Raw genomic sequence first — 15,442 nt, forward strand, 5'->3', positions numbered from 1 at the left:
AAAATAAGGTTTTCTCCATGGCAGAACGTCTTAATAAGCAGCAGAAACTTCCCGCCAACCTGATCAAGAAGTATCTAGGGCTGTGTGCTAATCTCAAGCGCCCTCATCCGGAGGAGGCTCCCCGCCAGGAAGTCCGTTCCGCTTTTAGCGGGGAGGTCATCGGGTGGACATATATGGGCGACGAGGGAGACGTCGAGCGCGCCTTTGACCTAGCCCGCACGGCACAACGCTCATGGGCGCAGACCTCCCCCCGCGACCGAGCCCGAATATTCCGCGATTTCCATGATCGGGTTCTTGCCAACCGTGAGCTGCTCATGGACATTGTCCAATTAGAAACCGGGAAGAATCGAGCTTCAGCCCTGGATGAAGTCATGGACGTAGCGATTAATGCCCGCTACTACGCTAACCAGGCACCAAAATTATTGGCAGCTCAATCCCGCCCCGGGGCGCTTCCGGTAGTGACTCAAAGCGAACTCCAGCGCTCCCCGGTGGGTGTTGTGGGACAGATCAGTCCCTGGAATTATCCCCTGGCGCTGGGCATTTCCGACGCTATTCCAGCGCTCTTAGCAGGCAACGGGGTGGTCGCAAAACCAGATCACAATACGCCATTCTCAGCGCTGTCAGTGCTGTATTTGCTCTATGAATCTGGGCTTCCTCGTGACCTCATGCAAGTTGTTACCGGTGATGGTCCGGTGGTTGGTGGCGCTATTTCGCAGCGTTGCGATTACCTCATGTTCACCGGTTCTACTGCTACCGGCCGGATCTTAGGCCGTACTGCCGGTGAGAGACTCATTGGGTATTCAGCCGAATTAGGCGGCAAAAACCCGATGATTATTACCGCCGATGCCGATATCCAACACGTCATCGCTGAAGCACCGAGTGCCTGCTTCTCCAATAGCGGCCAATTATGCGTCTCTATCGAAAGAATCTATGTTGAAGCCGGTGTCTATCAACGATTCTTAGACGGTTTTGTCGCCGCCGTGAAGAATATGAAACTTGGCCCAGGCTTTGACTGGAATATCGATATGGGATCCCTCATCAACGCCGCCCAGCTCCTACGGGTTGAAGATTTTGTGTCCGACGCCCGGGAGAAAGGCGCCACCGTGGTGTGCGGCGGCAAAGCTCGCCCGGATCTTGGCCCCTATTTCTATGAGCCCACCGTCTTAGTCGACGTACCTGACGATGCCCGACTGAAGACTGAGGAGGTTTTTGGTCCCGTGGTGTTTATTGAGAAAGTCAACAACATAGCGGAAGCAGTAGAGAAGGCCAATAACACTTCCTACGGGCTTAATGCGTGCGTGTTTGCTCGACCAGAAACCGGTCGCTCTATCGCGTCCCAGTTGATGGCCGGTGGCGTCGGAATTAATGACGGTTATGCTGCCACCTGGGCAACCGTGTCCTCACCTCTAGGTGGAATGAAACAATCCGGAATGTCTCGACGGCACGGGCCGGATGGATTGTTGAAGTACACCGAGGCCCGAAATGTTGCTGAGCAGCGGTGGCTCTCCATGCGAGGCCCAGCGGGGATTTCTCGTAAAACCTATGCCAAAGTGATGGTTTCTGCCCTCAAGCTAGGGAAAAAATTACACCTCCTTCCCTAAGTTTGATTCAGGCGCAGCACTAAAGCCCTCCCGACTATGATCGGGAGGGCTTTAGTATGAGGTTTTAGTTCTTGGCAGCTTCGGAGGCTTCTGCCTTACGGAACGCACGCTCAGCAATCGGAACCATGCGCACCCGACGCGGCAGGACGGCGAATATACCGCAGACGACACGAGAGAACAGGAAGAACCGGATTTGGTCCGATTTAGTCCAGTTCCAGCCGTATTCGTCTCGCAGATTCTGCAGCAAGAGACCGGTGGTTACCCACACCAATAGGCCAAGTGTCACAGGCGCGATGGGTTTCCAGAGCCAATGTGGAATAGCGTCAATCAGTGGATCAATATCTAGCTTGCGAACAATTCTGGAACGCGAAAAAGTCTCTGTCTGCTTGAGGTTATTATTCATGAAATCACAAACATAGGCCTCAAACTCTGGGTAATTCTTGGGGGCGTTCTTAGTCTCAGCCACCTCATAGTAGGAATACCAGGTACGGGACTCCTGGAAGAGTTGCTCTTTTCCGCCGCACTCAGCGGTGGGTTGAATTTCCCCACCAGGGCAAAGGGCATCAGCACGAAAGTAGCGTGAGCCCAGTAGTACGGTTCAGGATTCATGGAGTGATAGCGGGAACCATCGGTATGGGTACCTTTAATCTCCCGGTGGAAATCACGAATCATTGCTCCCACATCTTCGTCTTCGTACACAGCTCGGATGATCGGGAACGCTGAGCGCACTAGGTGTCCAACCTCATTGTCAAAGAAATTTGAATGCTGAACTAGGGCACGGCTGATGTCCTTTTGGGTCACCTGCAATGTTCCGGCTAGAACTGCAGCGAAAAGAGAACGCCAGTCCCCGAAACGCTGCCAGAGGATAGAGTGCGGCCCTAGTTTGGAAAGGTTTTCATCAACCCCCTGGACTAGGTAGGAATCTGATTCTTGGTCATGCTGTGTCTGTTCTGCAGTAGTCATGCCTTTTTACCTTCCTTCTTCGTGCTGTTCTTCTGCGTTAGAGCAGTAAAGTCATGAGATTTTGCGGGGATTTCGCGAAGATCCGCAATGGTTTTGCGTCGAACTGGGATCGCTGCTGGCCAATAGGAACGGTTCACTGTAAGTTGTCCCGGTCCGGCGACTTCAAGTTGACGCACATATCGCTGTGAATGATCTGCTTTAGCTTCAATGACATTGAGCGGGTAGCTAAAGAGCCCGGTCATTTCCGGTTCTGGGCTATCAACCACGAGAATATTGGGAAGACCGATGGGCTCTACTCCTTGATGGAGATGAGCGTGGGTGAGATCAAATTCTCGATTGTGGAGATCATAGATCTTGTCCACGGTCCCGGTTCCGGTAACAATGATGATGACATCAGCCGCCAATTCAGACTGTTGACCATCGAGAGTGTTTTCAACATTCAACACCCACTTTGCTTGGTCCTTATCAAATCGTGCGGAAGTTATCTGGCAATGAAGCTCAACAGCGGCATCCAAGAATTCCGCTGTAGCTGCCAGATGCTGGCAGACCCGGTGAATCGGTGGTGCTTAAGATTCCCCTTCCGAAAACCAAACTTCTTCGGTGGTTGAGCTGGGTTCGCCCCGGCATAGCGGCCACCGATTTCCTGATTCTCATCCAGGATGAATGGTCCGGAAACCAATGAGAGAGCATTCGGTAGCAGCTGCAACACCGGCGGCACCAGCGCCAATGACGGCTACTTCGGGGCGTCAATACTCACGATAATTATTCATAGAGTTTTCCTTATTAGTTTGTATAGAGGTTGACGCTTGGAGCATCGAGCAAATCTGCCTGCACACCAAGAGCGTCCATGTGCACATTTCTGAGCGCCACGTGTTTTATTAGCTCTTCTGGGAGGCCAACCTCGGTGAATCCAAGTTGCTTGAGCTGTTCTGTAATCAGAGCTAAATTGCCGTCAGCTTCTACTGTGATCGGAAAAGTGGACACCCCTTCTAACGCGGGAGTGGCCGTCAAAGTCCGGGTACGCAACACTGCCGGATGACCGGTCAGGGTAGCTATTTTCCCAGGCCCGGTGGACAATTGCCCGGATCCAGTAACACCCGGAATGCTAAAGGCAATATTTTCTACGGTCACTTTATTTCCGCTGAGCTCAATCATCCGCATAGGGCCCTGCTGAGTATTGACGGTCACCAAACCAACCTTGGCATTCCCGGAAACCACAACTTCATCAGCGGTCACGGAACTGGTATCTCCCGTCCATTCCAGCCCGCCGGTGTCCTCAGCTTTCGCTTCTGGGTGAACCTGAGCTGCACTAAACACCAAGCTGATGCAGGTAACTATCGCTACCAGGACGAGATTTGCCGATGTCGTTGTCGAAGACTCGTTTTCCGGCACCTCAACGGGGGTGTCCGACGCTGGAGTTTCTGCCACTTCTTCGGCATTCTTCTTCTTTTTCCACCAACGACGCGACTTCTTTTCCTTAGCTACCGGTTCCTTACCTTCCCAGGCTAATCCCATGGAACCACCCACGATGGCGAGAACTGTTCCGAGAATAAAGCCACCAAAGTTACTTGTCGGAAGAGCAACCACACCGACGATGATGCTCAGCACTCCGAGATAAGGAGCAGTGGTGGGTTTAAGCCACGTCCCCAGACCGAACATAATCAACAAAACACCGAGGAAAAGTGTGGAAACTCCCGAGATCGTAGAGATAACCACCAGCAAATCCATGATGTGAAGGGAAATATAGGCTGGCGCTAAAATCACTGCACCAGCAGTTATCTCTAAGAGACCTGCTACGAAGGGCCGTTGGTGGCGCCACGTCCGAAATCTTTCAACCCGGCTAGGCTCATCCAACTCCGCAGACATTCTCTTTCCCCCTCTCCACGGTCACAGTCACATTGGCGACAGTGAGTTTATTGGCTGCCACCGAGGTGGCCTGAATATTTCGCGCCTGAAAATTGATGTCATCAGAAACCAGACCCCACGCATGTGGACGAGCATTAGGGTTACGCTGAGAGACATCTACACCTAGCAAGGGATTCATCACAGTAAGGTCTCCCTGTAGAACCTTCGTCCCTACGATGAAGTTGTTTGCATCGACTGAGTTTTTACCTTCGGAGACTAACTTAAAGCTGGTTTCCCCACTCCCGGAAGGTCCCCGAAGTTTGCCGAAACACAAAGTTCCGACGCCTTTGCTGTGCCGAAGCGAAGTCAAGAAACTGGCTCAACCGGTCCGTTTTCTGTCATTTGTTCAGAATCGACAAAGAGCGAAAAATCTTGAGCATAGACATCACCGATGGTGACAGTGAAAACTGTGTCAGAAAGCGCGAGGTTTGCACTTAGCCCTCCCTGAGCCATCGCCACACCTGTTCCTGCCATCGCGGCAAAACCAACAGCTAGAGCGGTGCAGAGTTTAACTTTGCTGGTACGTCCCCCGCGACGACCCTTCCCGTCCGGCGGCCCATGCGAGTCAACCACAGAACCGCTTATTTACTGCCTAACATTTTTTGGCAAAATGCGAGCCGTGTCACATATTTGCCACAAATCGGAGCTTACCGAGTCCCTCCGAGCCCCCAAAGCTCCTCATAGTTTTTGAGCCATTACGAAAAGGTTATAGACAATCATTGTTCATTGTGCACAAAAAAGACTAGGCGAGGCAGTACTGACAGGAAGACAAAACTCACCGGAGACGAAAGCAAGGGCCCAGCACTGATGGATTCCTAAACTCGGCAAATCCTCGCGAAAGAGCTGGAACGTCGATCTCAGCAATGGGCAGAACCATATTGCCGCCCAAGTCGCTCAAGAATACCTGGGATTATTCTGCGCAGAATTCCTTGATGTGTTGCGAGCAAGCGCCCAAAAAACGTGGACCTTTTCGTGAATTCCTTATTTCGGGTGGCGATGTTAGACCCTTGCTTAACAGTACGTCGGTGAGAGAGTTAGCAAAGATCCTGGCGGCTCGCGGTTATTCTCTTTCCACCATGATCATGATGTTTCACACCGCGCACAATGTGATTGAACAGAAACTACTGGCTCTCTGCCACGAATTGTTTCCTGATCGCAGCGGTGAGGAAATCCTGGCTATCCTTGGCGCACTGCGAGTGATGACGAATAAGTACGTACATACTCGAACCAACGCGATGTCGATGATCTATGTCGAAGAGATTGCTACGCTGCGAGTGCCCGGTGATCCAGCACTCCTTAAAGAAGTAAAGACCGCTCTTCAAGACCCTAAAACACGCGGACCATTGGGAGCTACTCTACCGCCGGCCCCCAGCAGGCTTTTCACCTGTGGTGCAGCAGCCGCGCTCAAGCAAAACCTGAGATACTCGATGAAGCAGCACGTAATATCGCGCAGCTTCTGGGCGCTAAAGGTGAACCCCTTGTGGCTTTCCCTACTCCTCTGATCGCGTGGGGGTGGCTTAGCCCTTCGGACACTCAACCTGATAACACCTCGTCCGTAGAACAACTAGAGAAGTTGCTGCCGAGGAATACGCGGTTGGTTGTCGCTGCGTATAGTTCCGGAGACTCGGCATTTCGGGAGACTCACACTCAAGCCGAACGGTTGCGTCGTCTGGGGGACAGGCAAGCCAGGGAAAAACTTCCGGTGATTACGTATGCCTCCGATGGGGCGCTTAGTGCAGCCGCGTTTGTGGATCGCCTCCCTCTGGCGACCACAATTGTCCAGACGGCGTTACATGATCTTGCTTCCGATGACGAATACACCTCTGTTATCCGTGATACCGCGCACTGCTATTTACAACATGGTATTGCCGGGGCAGCTACCGCTATCCATGTTCACCGAAACACAGTGAAGTATCGGGTTGATAAGTTTCGAGAGGCTGTGGGGCAGATCGGGCAACCGATGTCGACGTACGCTTGGCCCTGGAATTAGCTCACTGGTACGGCGCCGAGGTGCTTCAGCGGGCCTAGTACAGCACACTCTGGCCTTTTCGTCGTAGATATATTCACAGCTGTAAGTTGTTTCTTGGCCCTAGTTCTTCCCTGAGGGAAACTTCTGCTGCCCTCTCGGGTTAAGAAAAATTTTCCCCTTTTCTCTTCCGTTCCCACCCGCTTTGTCTTATACTTAGCGAGCGATAGCTTTATGGTGACGTAGATCTAACCACCTCACCAATGTATCTATGGTCACTACAAGCTTTTCCTTAAAGAAGAAAAGCAGGAAGGAACAAAAACATGCGCAACGCAGTTATCGTTGACGTAGTTCGCACCGCAGTTGGGAAAGGACGATCTGGGGGTGCTCTCGCCGACGTACACCCAGTGGATTTACTTTCCGTTGTACTTAAAGCCCTGGAAAAGCGAAATGACCTTGACCCTCACCTCATTGAAGATGTGATCACCGGATGTGTGCTTCAAAATGGTGAACAGTCTATGAACATCGCCCGGCGCGGAGTTCTAGCTGCTGGTTGGCCAGAATCCATTCCGGCTACAACCATCGACCGCCAGTGTGGATCTGGCCAGCAAGCAATCCACTTTGCTGCTCAGGGTGTTATGGCTGGGGCCTATGACGTCGTCATTGCCGCCGGGGTAGAGTCCATGAGCCGAATTCCCATTGCGAATTCAGTGGCTAGTCCGGTTCTTGCTGGCGACAAAGTCAATAAGCGCTACCCGAATGGTTTAGCACACCAAGGCGTGTCTGCTGAGCTTGTTGCCGATAAGTGGGGGTTGACCCGGGAGGAATTGGATGAGTTCTCGGTACGCTCTCACCACCTAGCGGCGCAGGCCACAGAGTCGGGAGCCTTTGATAACCACATCGTCCCGGTTGAAATTACGTTGCCTGATGGCTCCACCAAACTACATACAGTCGATGAAACTATTCGGGGAGATACGTCCCTAGAGAAATTATCGACTTTGTCGCCCTCTTTCAAAAACCCCGCTGACGTCGAGCGTTTCCCTCACTTAGATTGGAAAATCACACCGGGTAATTCCTCTCCCCTCACCGATGGCGCTTCTGCGGTCTTAATTGTTGAAGAGTCTTTCGCAGAAAAGATGGGGTGGACTCCGCGAGCTCGGTTCTGTGCGTTCTCCGTACTTGCCGATGATCCGGTATTAATGCTGACTGCGCCTATTCCGGCTACGCAGAAGGTCTTGGAGCGCGCCAACCTCACCATTGATGACATGGATGTGTATGAAGTCAACGAGGCGTTTGCTCCCGTGCCCTTGGTGTGGGCCCGAGAAGTGGGTGCTGACTTAGAGAAATTAAATCCCAACGGCGGCGCTATTGCCCTGGGTCACGCTTTAGGTTCGACGGGCACCCGGTTGCTTTCCACCCTATTGCAGCAGTTAGAGGCAACTGGTGGACGATACGGCCTAGAAACAATCTGCGAAGGCCTGGGAATGGCCAACGCAATGATCATCGAAAGGATCTAGACATGTCCTATGACTTCTATGCCCCACGAGATATATATGAAGAAGAACACTATGCCTTCCGGGATATGGTGCGTGCTTTCCTTGACCGACACGTGGTAGGCCATATCGACGAATGGGAAGATAACCACGAAGTTCCCCAAGATGTGGTGGAAAAAGCCGGCGCTCAGGGAATGATCGGCATCATGTCCGACGAGGAATATGGTGGCGGTGGAGAAAAAGATTTCCGCTATCGGATGATCGCCTATGAAGAGTTCATGCGGGTGGGGGCTACCTCTCTCAACGCCACTATTTCCGTCCACGCGGATATCGTGTTGCCCTACTTTGAGCACCTCGCTACCCCGGAGCAAAAACAGCGATGGTTGCCTCAACTGATTTCGGGTGAATGGATGGCGTCCATTGCTATGACTGAGCCCGGGGCAGGCTCGGACCTCCGCGGTATCAAGACCACGGCAACTAAGCAGGGTGATCATTGGGTACTCAACGGTAATAAGATTTTCATTACCAATGGTCTACGTTCTCACCTCGTCGTGGTCGCCGCACGTACTCCAGATGACTCCCACCCCAAAGGTGGTGGCTACACGCTCTTTGTTGTCGAAGAAGGAATGGAAGGTTTCCAGCGCGGACGCAAACTGAGCAAAATCGGACTCCACGGCCAAGATACTGCGGAATTAATCTTCGATAACGTGAAAGTTCCCGAAGAAAATATTCTTGGTGAACTGCATGTGGGGTTGCACTCTTTGATGTCGCACCTTCCTCTTGAGCGGCTGTCTCTGGCTGCGATTGCTGGTGCGGGTGCTCGAGCTGCGCTGAGTTGGACCACGCAATATGTCCAAGAACGCAAAGCGTTTGGGCAAGCCATTGCAGATTTCCAAAACACACAGTTCCAGCTTGCCGACATGGTAGCGCGCTTAGAGGCTACCCAGGCCTACATCGACGCAGCCGTGTTGAAGCTCAATAGAGATGAACTAGGCCCAGTGGATGCAGCCAAGGCAAAGTTGATTGCCACCGAAGAACACAAAAGCATTGTTGACCGCTGTCTCCAATTCTTCGGCGGATACGGCTACATGCTCGAATACCCCATCGCGCGTGCTTTCGCTGATACCAGAGTTTCCACTATTTATGGCGGCACCAGCGAAATCATGAAACTCCTTATTGCCCGCGATCTTTTGGAGAAAGGAAAATAATGTCTGAATCCACCGCAAACTCCGCAGCCATCTATGAGGTTAAAGATGGTATTGCCACCATCACGATGAACCGACCCGACGCCCTCAATGCCGTTAATGGCGCCTTATCAACAGCAGTAGGCAATGCCATCGAAAAGGCAAACCAAGATGACGCTGTTCGGGTTATTATCCTGACCGGCACCGGCCGAGCGTTCTGCGCCGGCGGTGACCTGAAAGAAATTGCTGCTGGAAATGATGTGTCGGCGGAAGGCCACCCAGAGTGGGGCCTAGCAGGTGTGGCACAACACTGGAGTGATAAGCCGATCATCGCTGCTATCAACGGCTTCGCCCTCGGCGGCGGCGCTGAGATCGCTTTATCCACTGATCTCATCGTCATGGCCGAAAGTGCTGTCATTGGCCTCCCCGAGGTCAAGCGTGGCCTTATCGCTGCAGCCGGCGGAATAGTTCGCACCCATCGGCAAATCCCGCTCCGACGCGCTATGGAATTAGCTCTACTGGGCGATCCCATTAACGCCTACAAGGCCTTGGAGTGGGGCCTGGTAAATCGCGTGGTTCCTGATGATCAACTGATGGATGAAGCACGGAAACTCGCCAAGAAGATTGCCGCTAACGCCCCGCTCTCCGTCCAATGGGCTAAACGCGTGATCCACCAAACCACTAGCGCAGGTTCTGATTGGGACACCGAATGGACCGGAACTGATCCTTGGGAAGCAAACCAGGAGATGCAGCTGGCGGTCTTCGCAAGTGAAGATGCGCATGAGGGTGCAACGGCGTTCGCTGAAAAACGTGAACCACAGTGGAAAGGCCGCTAAGAATGGCAACTTCACACGTCGATCAACCATTAGCTGGTCTAAAGGTCCTCGCTCTTGGTGGAATAGGGCCGGTTCCTTTCGCCACCATGTTGCTGGCGGATCTGGGCGCAGAAGTCACCAATGTCAAACGCGGAGCCGCTACCTTTGAGGCCGAGGAGGAATCCCACGCTATTCTTTTCCGCGGCCAAGAAAGTATTCTCCGCAACCTCAAAGACCCTGAGGATGTGGCTGATTTACGCGAGCGAATCTCAGCTAGCGATGTGCTCATTGAGGGATTTCGCCCCGGAGTTGCTGAGCGCCTTGGCCTGGGGCCAGAAGAAGCACTCAGCATTAATCCGAAATTGGTGTATGCCCGGATGACCGGTTGGGGACAAACCGGACCCTATGCCCAGCGTGCTGGACATGACATCAATTATATTGCGGTAGCAGGAGCCCTCGAACCCTGTGCTGCACAAGATGGCACGCCTGTTTTCCCGATGAATATGCTCGGTGATTTCGGTGGCGGCTCCTTATATGTGGTTACCGGTATCCTCGCAGCGCTTCTCCGCGCTCAGACCACCGGAAAAGGTTCGGTAATTGACGCTGCCATTGTCGATGGTGCCGCCTCACTGACAGCTATGCTGCACTCTATTCGGGCTGCCGGACAGTGGGACGGCCGTCGTAAAAATACCCTCGACGGTGGCGCCCCGTTCTACCAGGTCTATCGCACCAAAGACGGAAAGTGGCTGGCAGTAGGCGCTATTGAACCCAAGTTCTACGCCAACTTACTTGACGTTCTAGGACTGACCGAGCAACTGGCAGACCAGGCCCAGTTTGACCGCTCGCACTGGGAAGAAAATATCCGCATATTCACTAAGATATTTGCGGAGAAAACCGAAGCTGAGTGGCTGAAACTATTCGACGGGGTGGATGCCTGCGTCACTGAGGTAGTTTCTCCAGACGACGTATTAGACCACCCCCACTTGAAGGCCCGCGGTAGTTACATCAACAACAATGGTCGTACCGAACCCGCGCCATGTCCACGATTCAGCGAGGTACCTGAGGCACGGTAGCAGAATCTACCTGCGCTGAGTCGAATCCGACAACCTACGTTTCCATAAGAGAGCCTGGCCCCTGAAGGTTCAACCTCCGGGGACCAGGCTCTTTTCCTGTTTCATTCCCGTTCTAAGGGATCACGTAATTTCGCCATTAAGCGGCACAGGCTCTGTTGATCCTGTTGATTTAAACCCACATTCTCAAAGTATTCGTTAACGTGTTTAGTGCTTCTTTCTAGTAACTCTAAGCCTGATTCAGAAATTGACACGAGAGTTGAGCGTCGGTCTTTATCATTAGGAACCCTCGTTACTAAACCCTTAGCATCAAGTTTTCCTACTAAATGAGTTAAAGATGGCGGAGGAAGCTGCAATCGGCTATTGATTTTGCTCATCGGAAGCCCCCCAGCCCGTGAATAAGACAACATAGTCAATAGCTCAAATTGATTAAACGTCACTCCAAAAGGTTTAAGGACATCCTCGGCACCCCGGCGAAGAATGTCCGCTCCCCTAATAATCCAGCTAATGGTTACTAATCCCTCCGCGGCGGTATCAGAATGCCGCTTAGCCCATTGCCGTTTCGCTTCAGCTAAGGTCTCCAGATAAGAAGTCGACTTATGAGAATGAGGGTTGTCCGACCCCATCTAGGCCTCCTTAAAAAACTAAGATCAATCAGGCTGATCTTAGCCTTTCAAGTTTGGAAAATCCTCTTCCGAGTACTCGATGGAACCTTCTTTGGCCTCGGCACCTTCTTGGGCATGAATCTTTTGTTCACGTTCACGCAAAGCTACGCGTCGAATCTTTCCAGACACCGTCTTGGGCATCTCACAAAATTCCACGCGCCGAATGCGCTTATAGGGAGCCAAGTTTTCTCGACAGTATTTCAAAATAGACTCAGCAGTTTCCGCAGTGGGCTCCCAATTTGGCGCTAATCCGATATACGCCTTAGGGACAACAAGGCGGAGCGGATCCGGAGAAGGAACGACGGCCACTTCCGCAACAGCTGGGTGTTCTATTGCTACTGACTCAAGTTCAAAAGGAGAAACTCGGTAATCTGAGGCTTTGAACACATCATCGGCTCTACCGATATAGAAGAAATAACCGTCTTTGTCTTTCCGCGCGATATCTCCGGTGTGGTAATAACCATCGCGGAAAATCTCGGCATTCTTATCCGGGGCGTTTTCATACCCGACGGTGACATTAACCGGACGAGGATCCATCTTGACGCAGATCTCACCAGTGTCGCCAATCTCGCCAGAAACCGGGTCTTTCAAGACAATTTCCACGCCCGGCATCGGGCGTCCCATGGATGCTGGCTTAATTAATTGCCCAGGAGTGTTGGTAATCAACCCGGTGGTTTCGGTCTGTCCAAAACCATCTCGGATTTCCTGTCCCCAACCGCGCTTAACAGTATTAAGCAACTCGGGGTTTAAGGGTTCTCCGCCTCCGATTAGCTGAGCGGGCGGGTTCTTCAGCGAGCTGAGGTCAGAATGTACCAACATACGCCATACCGTTGGTGGCGCCCAGAAACTATCTACCCCTTCTTCATCCATGATCGCCATCAGCGCCTTGGGATTAAAGCGAGTGTAGTTATAGATCAATACGGTTCCTCCGACAATCCAGGTGCCGAAGAAGTTGGCATAGACATGCATGGCCCAACCTGGTGCACCAATAGCAAGTTGCACTTGGTGGGGCTTTAATCCCAGCCAAAATACCGTCGTCAAATGGCCAACTGCGTAGGAGGTGTGAGTGTGCTGAACCAACTTCGGGCGGGACGTCGTTCCTGAGGTGAAATAAATGAAAGAGAGTTCGTCGGCTCGGGTGGGTTCAGATAATTCAAACTCGGCTTCTGCGTTGTGGGAATCCGAGTAAAAAAGCGTGGGGTGTGCAGTTTGGTGAGGTTTTCCGTCCTGGATTTGGATGACGGTGAAATCACCGGCTACGTTGTCGAATTTCGCAGCGTCGCGATCATTAGCAACAACCCACGAAATTTTGGCGTCTTCCACCCGGTGCTGTAGGTCCACATCTCCGAGCATCACCGTCGCTGGATTGATGACTATTCCGGCTCGAACACACGCTAGGAGGAATTCCCATAATTCCACCTGGTTGTTGAGCATCAGCATCATCCGATCTCCGCGTTTTACGCCCTGGTCTGTTAACCATCGCGCCAACTGTCGGGAACGCTCAGCCAGGTCTTTATAAGTTCGACGGCAACTTGTCCCATCTTCTTCACAAATGACTAAAGCTTCGCTCTGCGCAAAGTCAGGGTGATCTGCAAGATAATCAAACCAGTCCGTCACAAAATTGAAAGTGTCAAACTGAGGCCACTTAAACTCTGACCGGACCTTGTCATAGTTTTCGGCATTCTCGATCAGATAGTTTCGGATACTGAGATATTTCTCGGTATTGGATCTCATCATCATTCCCTAGGTCTATTGGAAAAAGGCACCTATCAAGCCGGTTCCACCACCGTTCAAGAGTTCTTATTTCAGTGATGCAAAACTCCAGCTTCGCCTCATGTGATCTGGGTCCTACCCAACATTACTTCGAAATTGAACTATTTCCTAGGGTTTTGTCCAAATTTCTTTCATTTCGAAGTATTTTTTGCCCATATCAGCCTAAAACCCCTCCTCACAGCTTTAGTAATACCTATAGGAGGAGGGGTTTAGGCCATAAACAAAGAGGAAGGATGCAGAGATTTCCTCGGCACCACGCGGCGATCACGAGCGCACTTGCGCCATCCTCAAGGCAAGATGAACATACTCATGAGCAATATCTTCCGGAGAATCTGGACCACCCCAATGAAACCATCGTCCAATTCCCTGGCACATTGCCAGAATGGCGCGGGCGCATTCTACCGGGTAAGGAGTTGCGAAATCTCCCCTCTCCCGACCGTGATGGATGATTTCTCGGAACACCCCTTCAAAGCGATCCCGACGAATCATGTACTTTTCCCGATTTTCAGGCTCCAAAGCCCGTGTTTCCGAGTCTAAAATGGCAAGTTCTCGGTAATAAGCCATATAGAGAGAGGTGGCCATGACCGCGGCCGACAGCCTTTCCATGGCACTATCACCGGCTTCTTTCACGGCCGCAGCAATTCGACCTTCAGCCTCAGTCATCGAATAATCCAGCAATGCAACGAGCATCGCCTGCTTGTTTTGATAGTGATAATACAACGCTGGGACAGTACATCCCACGTCTTTCGCTATCATTCTTACGGTCGTGGCATGATACCCGACTTCATGAATTCTCTGGAGGGTCGCAGCAAGAATAGGGTGTAAGTCCAATGGCGGAAACTGTCGCCAGAGGCCGTCTTCATAGTTCCTCATAGCTGAGAAACCTTCAGACTCACGCTCGACTGCTTGCTTATGCCCTTTTTCCATAACTTCGCATGTTACCGCGTCCACGACGGGAACCAGAATACTTCTCTCCCGTTTCGACATCCCACGCGGAAGCGGTCTACGTCGAAAAAGAAAATTTTAGTTGCGCACATCACGCTGAGGTGTTAGATTAGTTATCGTTCGATAAATAAGGAACCGGCTATCTAGGAGAGAAGAATGAAAATCTCAGGGAAATCAGCCCTCGTCACCGGGGGAGCCTCCGGACTCGGTTTGGCCACTGTCCAACGCCTTGCTTCTGAAGGAGCTCGCGTAGTTGCCATCGACTTGGAACGATCCAACACAGCAGAGTTAGACAAACTAGAAAATGTGGAATTTGTCCCCGCTGACGTCACCAACGAAGAACAAGTCCACAATGCCGTCGAAGTTGCCAATAACCGTGGCGATCTCGCTATTACCGTGAATTGCGCTGGTATCGGCAATGGCATTAAAACAGCTGGATCCAAGGGCCCCTTCCCTCTCGATCAATTCCGCAAGGTCATCGATGTCAATCTCATCGGTACTTTCAACGTCATTCGGTTGGCTGCTCAAGCCATGCTCAGCAATGAACCAGATAGCGAGGAGCGTGGGGTCATCGTCAACACCGCTTCAGTTGCCGCTTTCGACGGACAGATTGGACAAGCCGCCTATACCGCTTCCAAAGCTGGCATTGTTGGGATGACGCTACCTATCGCGCGTGATCTTTCCCGCGATCTGATCCGAGTCATGACCATTGCGCCTGGAACATTCGATACTCCGATTATCGACACCATTCCCCCGGAGATTCGCCAATCATTGGAAAAGCAGATCCCGCATCCCTCTAGGTTTGGTAAGCCCGCAGAGTTTGCTGACCTGGTAGCAGCCATTATTGGGAACCCGGTGCTCAATGGTGAGACAATTCGCCTCGATGGAGCAATCCGAATGGCACCCAAATAATTTTAAAAAGCTACCCCAGAGGTGGGATCCGATGTGATCTCACCTCTTTTCCTCAATTAGACTCAGCCAGCGAGAGAGTATTATAGAACCCTATTTTCAGGGATCGATCTTGAACAGATCATGCCCGGACAAGAGATATAAGGAGCAACA

At 51.9% G+C, this 15,442-nt stretch carries 16 protein-coding genes and 1 pseudogene; 8 read left to right on the forward strand and 9 right to left on the reverse strand.

Annotated elements, in window-relative coordinates; genetic code table 11:
• Window positions 1-17: 17 nt before the first annotated feature.
• Window positions 18-1,601: a succinic semialdehyde dehydrogenase gene (locus GP475_RS10785; protein ID WP_187974369.1), complete on the forward strand. Its 1,584-nt coding sequence runs from the start codon at window positions 18-20 to the stop codon at window positions 1,599-1,601.
• Between the two features lie 64 nt (window positions 1,602-1,665).
• Here GP475_RS10785 and GP475_RS12685 read toward each other — a convergent pair.
• The 6 genes and pseudogenes from GP475_RS12685 to GP475_RS10815 all read right to left on the reverse strand — a co-directional run bounded on the left by GP475_RS12685 (window position 1,666) and on the right by GP475_RS10815 (window position 5,042).
• Window positions 1,666-2,564 (reverse strand): annotated as a pseudogene (locus GP475_RS12685) (oxygenase MpaB family protein).
• Window positions 2,561-3,010 (reverse strand): hypothetical protein, encoded by a 450-nt coding sequence (locus tag GP475_RS10795; protein ID WP_187974370.1) that lies wholly within the window; start codon window positions 3,008-3,010, stop codon window positions 2,561-2,563. Before GP475_RS10795 ends, GP475_RS12685 begins: the two are co-directional and overlap by 4 nt.
• Window positions 3,011-3,045: 35 nt before the next feature.
• Window positions 3,046-3,291, reverse strand: coding sequence for a hypothetical protein (locus GP475_RS10800; RefSeq protein ID WP_187974371.1), 246 nt, complete (start codon window positions 3,289-3,291; stop codon window positions 3,046-3,048).
• A gap of 56 nt (window positions 3,292-3,347) precedes the next feature.
• Window positions 3,348-4,430 (reverse strand): DUF6114 domain-containing protein, encoded by a 1,083-nt coding sequence (locus tag GP475_RS10805; protein ID WP_187974372.1) that lies wholly within the window; start codon window positions 4,428-4,430, stop codon window positions 3,348-3,350.
• The gene (locus tag GP475_RS12390) at window positions 4,411-4,779 is read right to left on the reverse strand and encodes a DUF6230 family protein (RefSeq protein ID WP_223144659.1); all 369 of its coding nucleotides are present in this window, start codon (window positions 4,777-4,779) and stop codon (window positions 4,411-4,413) included. The genes GP475_RS10805 and GP475_RS12390 overlap by 20 nt, the downstream gene beginning before the upstream one ends.
• Window positions 4,776-5,042 carry a hypothetical protein gene (locus tag GP475_RS10815; RefSeq protein WP_187974374.1) on the reverse strand — a complete coding sequence of 89 codons (267 nt, stop codon included), beginning with the start codon at window positions 5,040-5,042 and terminating at the stop codon, window positions 4,776-4,778. Before GP475_RS10815 ends, GP475_RS12390 begins: the two co-directional genes overlap by 4 nt.
• Before the next feature lie 452 nt (window positions 5,043-5,494).
• Between GP475_RS10815 and GP475_RS10820 the strand changes: the two genes are divergently transcribed.
• The 6 genes from GP475_RS10820 (at window position 5,495) to GP475_RS10845 (ending at window position 11,000) form a co-directional block, all read left to right on the forward strand.
• The gene (locus GP475_RS10820) at window positions 5,495-5,971 is read left to right on the forward strand and encodes a hypothetical protein (protein WP_187974375.1); all 477 of its coding nucleotides are present in this window, start codon (window positions 5,495-5,497) and stop codon (window positions 5,969-5,971) included.
• Complete coding sequence (locus GP475_RS10825) at window positions 5,950-6,459, forward strand: helix-turn-helix domain-containing protein (protein ID WP_187974376.1); 510 nt, start codon at window positions 5,950-5,952, stop codon at window positions 6,457-6,459. The genes GP475_RS10820 and GP475_RS10825 overlap by 22 nt, the downstream gene beginning before the upstream one ends.
• A 299-nt stretch (window positions 6,460-6,758) precedes the next feature.
• Window positions 6,759-7,952, forward strand: coding sequence for a thiolase family protein (locus tag GP475_RS10830; protein ID WP_187974377.1), 1,194 nt, complete (start codon window positions 6,759-6,761; stop codon window positions 7,950-7,952).
• 2 nt (window positions 7,953-7,954) lie between these two features.
• Entirely contained in the window at window positions 7,955-9,136 is a 1,182-nt protein-coding gene (locus GP475_RS10835; RefSeq protein WP_187974378.1) for an acyl-CoA dehydrogenase family protein, read from the forward strand.
• Complete coding sequence (locus GP475_RS10840; protein WP_187974379.1) at window positions 9,136-9,948, forward strand: enoyl-CoA hydratase/isomerase family protein; 813 nt, start codon at window positions 9,136-9,138, stop codon at window positions 9,946-9,948. The genes GP475_RS10835 and GP475_RS10840 overlap by 1 nt, the downstream gene beginning before the upstream one ends.
• A gap of 2 nt (window positions 9,949-9,950) precedes the next feature.
• Entirely contained in the window at window positions 9,951-11,000 is a 1,050-nt protein-coding gene (locus tag GP475_RS10845) for a CaiB/BaiF CoA transferase family protein (RefSeq protein WP_187974380.1), read from the forward strand.
• A gap of 101 nt (window positions 11,001-11,101) precedes the next feature.
• Here the strand turns inward: GP475_RS10845 and GP475_RS10850 are convergent, their stop codons facing one another.
• From GP475_RS10850 to GP475_RS10860, 3 genes are all read right to left on the reverse strand, one after another.
• Window positions 11,102-11,623: a MarR family winged helix-turn-helix transcriptional regulator gene (locus GP475_RS10850; RefSeq protein WP_187974381.1), complete on the reverse strand. Its 522-nt coding sequence runs from the start codon at window positions 11,621-11,623 to the stop codon at window positions 11,102-11,104.
• Between the two features lie 39 nt (window positions 11,624-11,662).
• Complete coding sequence (locus tag GP475_RS10855) at window positions 11,663-13,396, reverse strand: AMP-binding protein (protein WP_187975920.1); 1,734 nt, start codon at window positions 13,394-13,396, stop codon at window positions 11,663-11,665.
• 303 nt (window positions 13,397-13,699) lie between these two features.
• Complete coding sequence (locus GP475_RS10860; RefSeq protein ID WP_224399673.1) at window positions 13,700-14,362, reverse strand: TetR/AcrR family transcriptional regulator; 663 nt, start codon at window positions 14,360-14,362, stop codon at window positions 13,700-13,702.
• 174 nt (window positions 14,363-14,536) lie between these two features.
• On the opposite strand from GP475_RS10860, the gene GP475_RS10865 reads away from it, so the two are divergent.
• Window positions 14,537-15,292 carry a 3-hydroxyacyl-CoA dehydrogenase gene (locus GP475_RS10865; RefSeq protein WP_187974382.1) on the forward strand — a complete coding sequence of 252 codons (756 nt, stop codon included), beginning with the start codon at window positions 14,537-14,539 and terminating at the stop codon, window positions 15,290-15,292.
• The last annotated feature ends 150 nt before the right edge of the window (window positions 15,293-15,442 follow it).

The sequence above is a fragment of the Corynebacterium poyangense genome, assembly GCF_014522205.1.
Lineage (GTDB): Bacteria > Actinomycetota > Actinomycetes > Mycobacteriales > Mycobacteriaceae > Corynebacterium > Corynebacterium poyangense.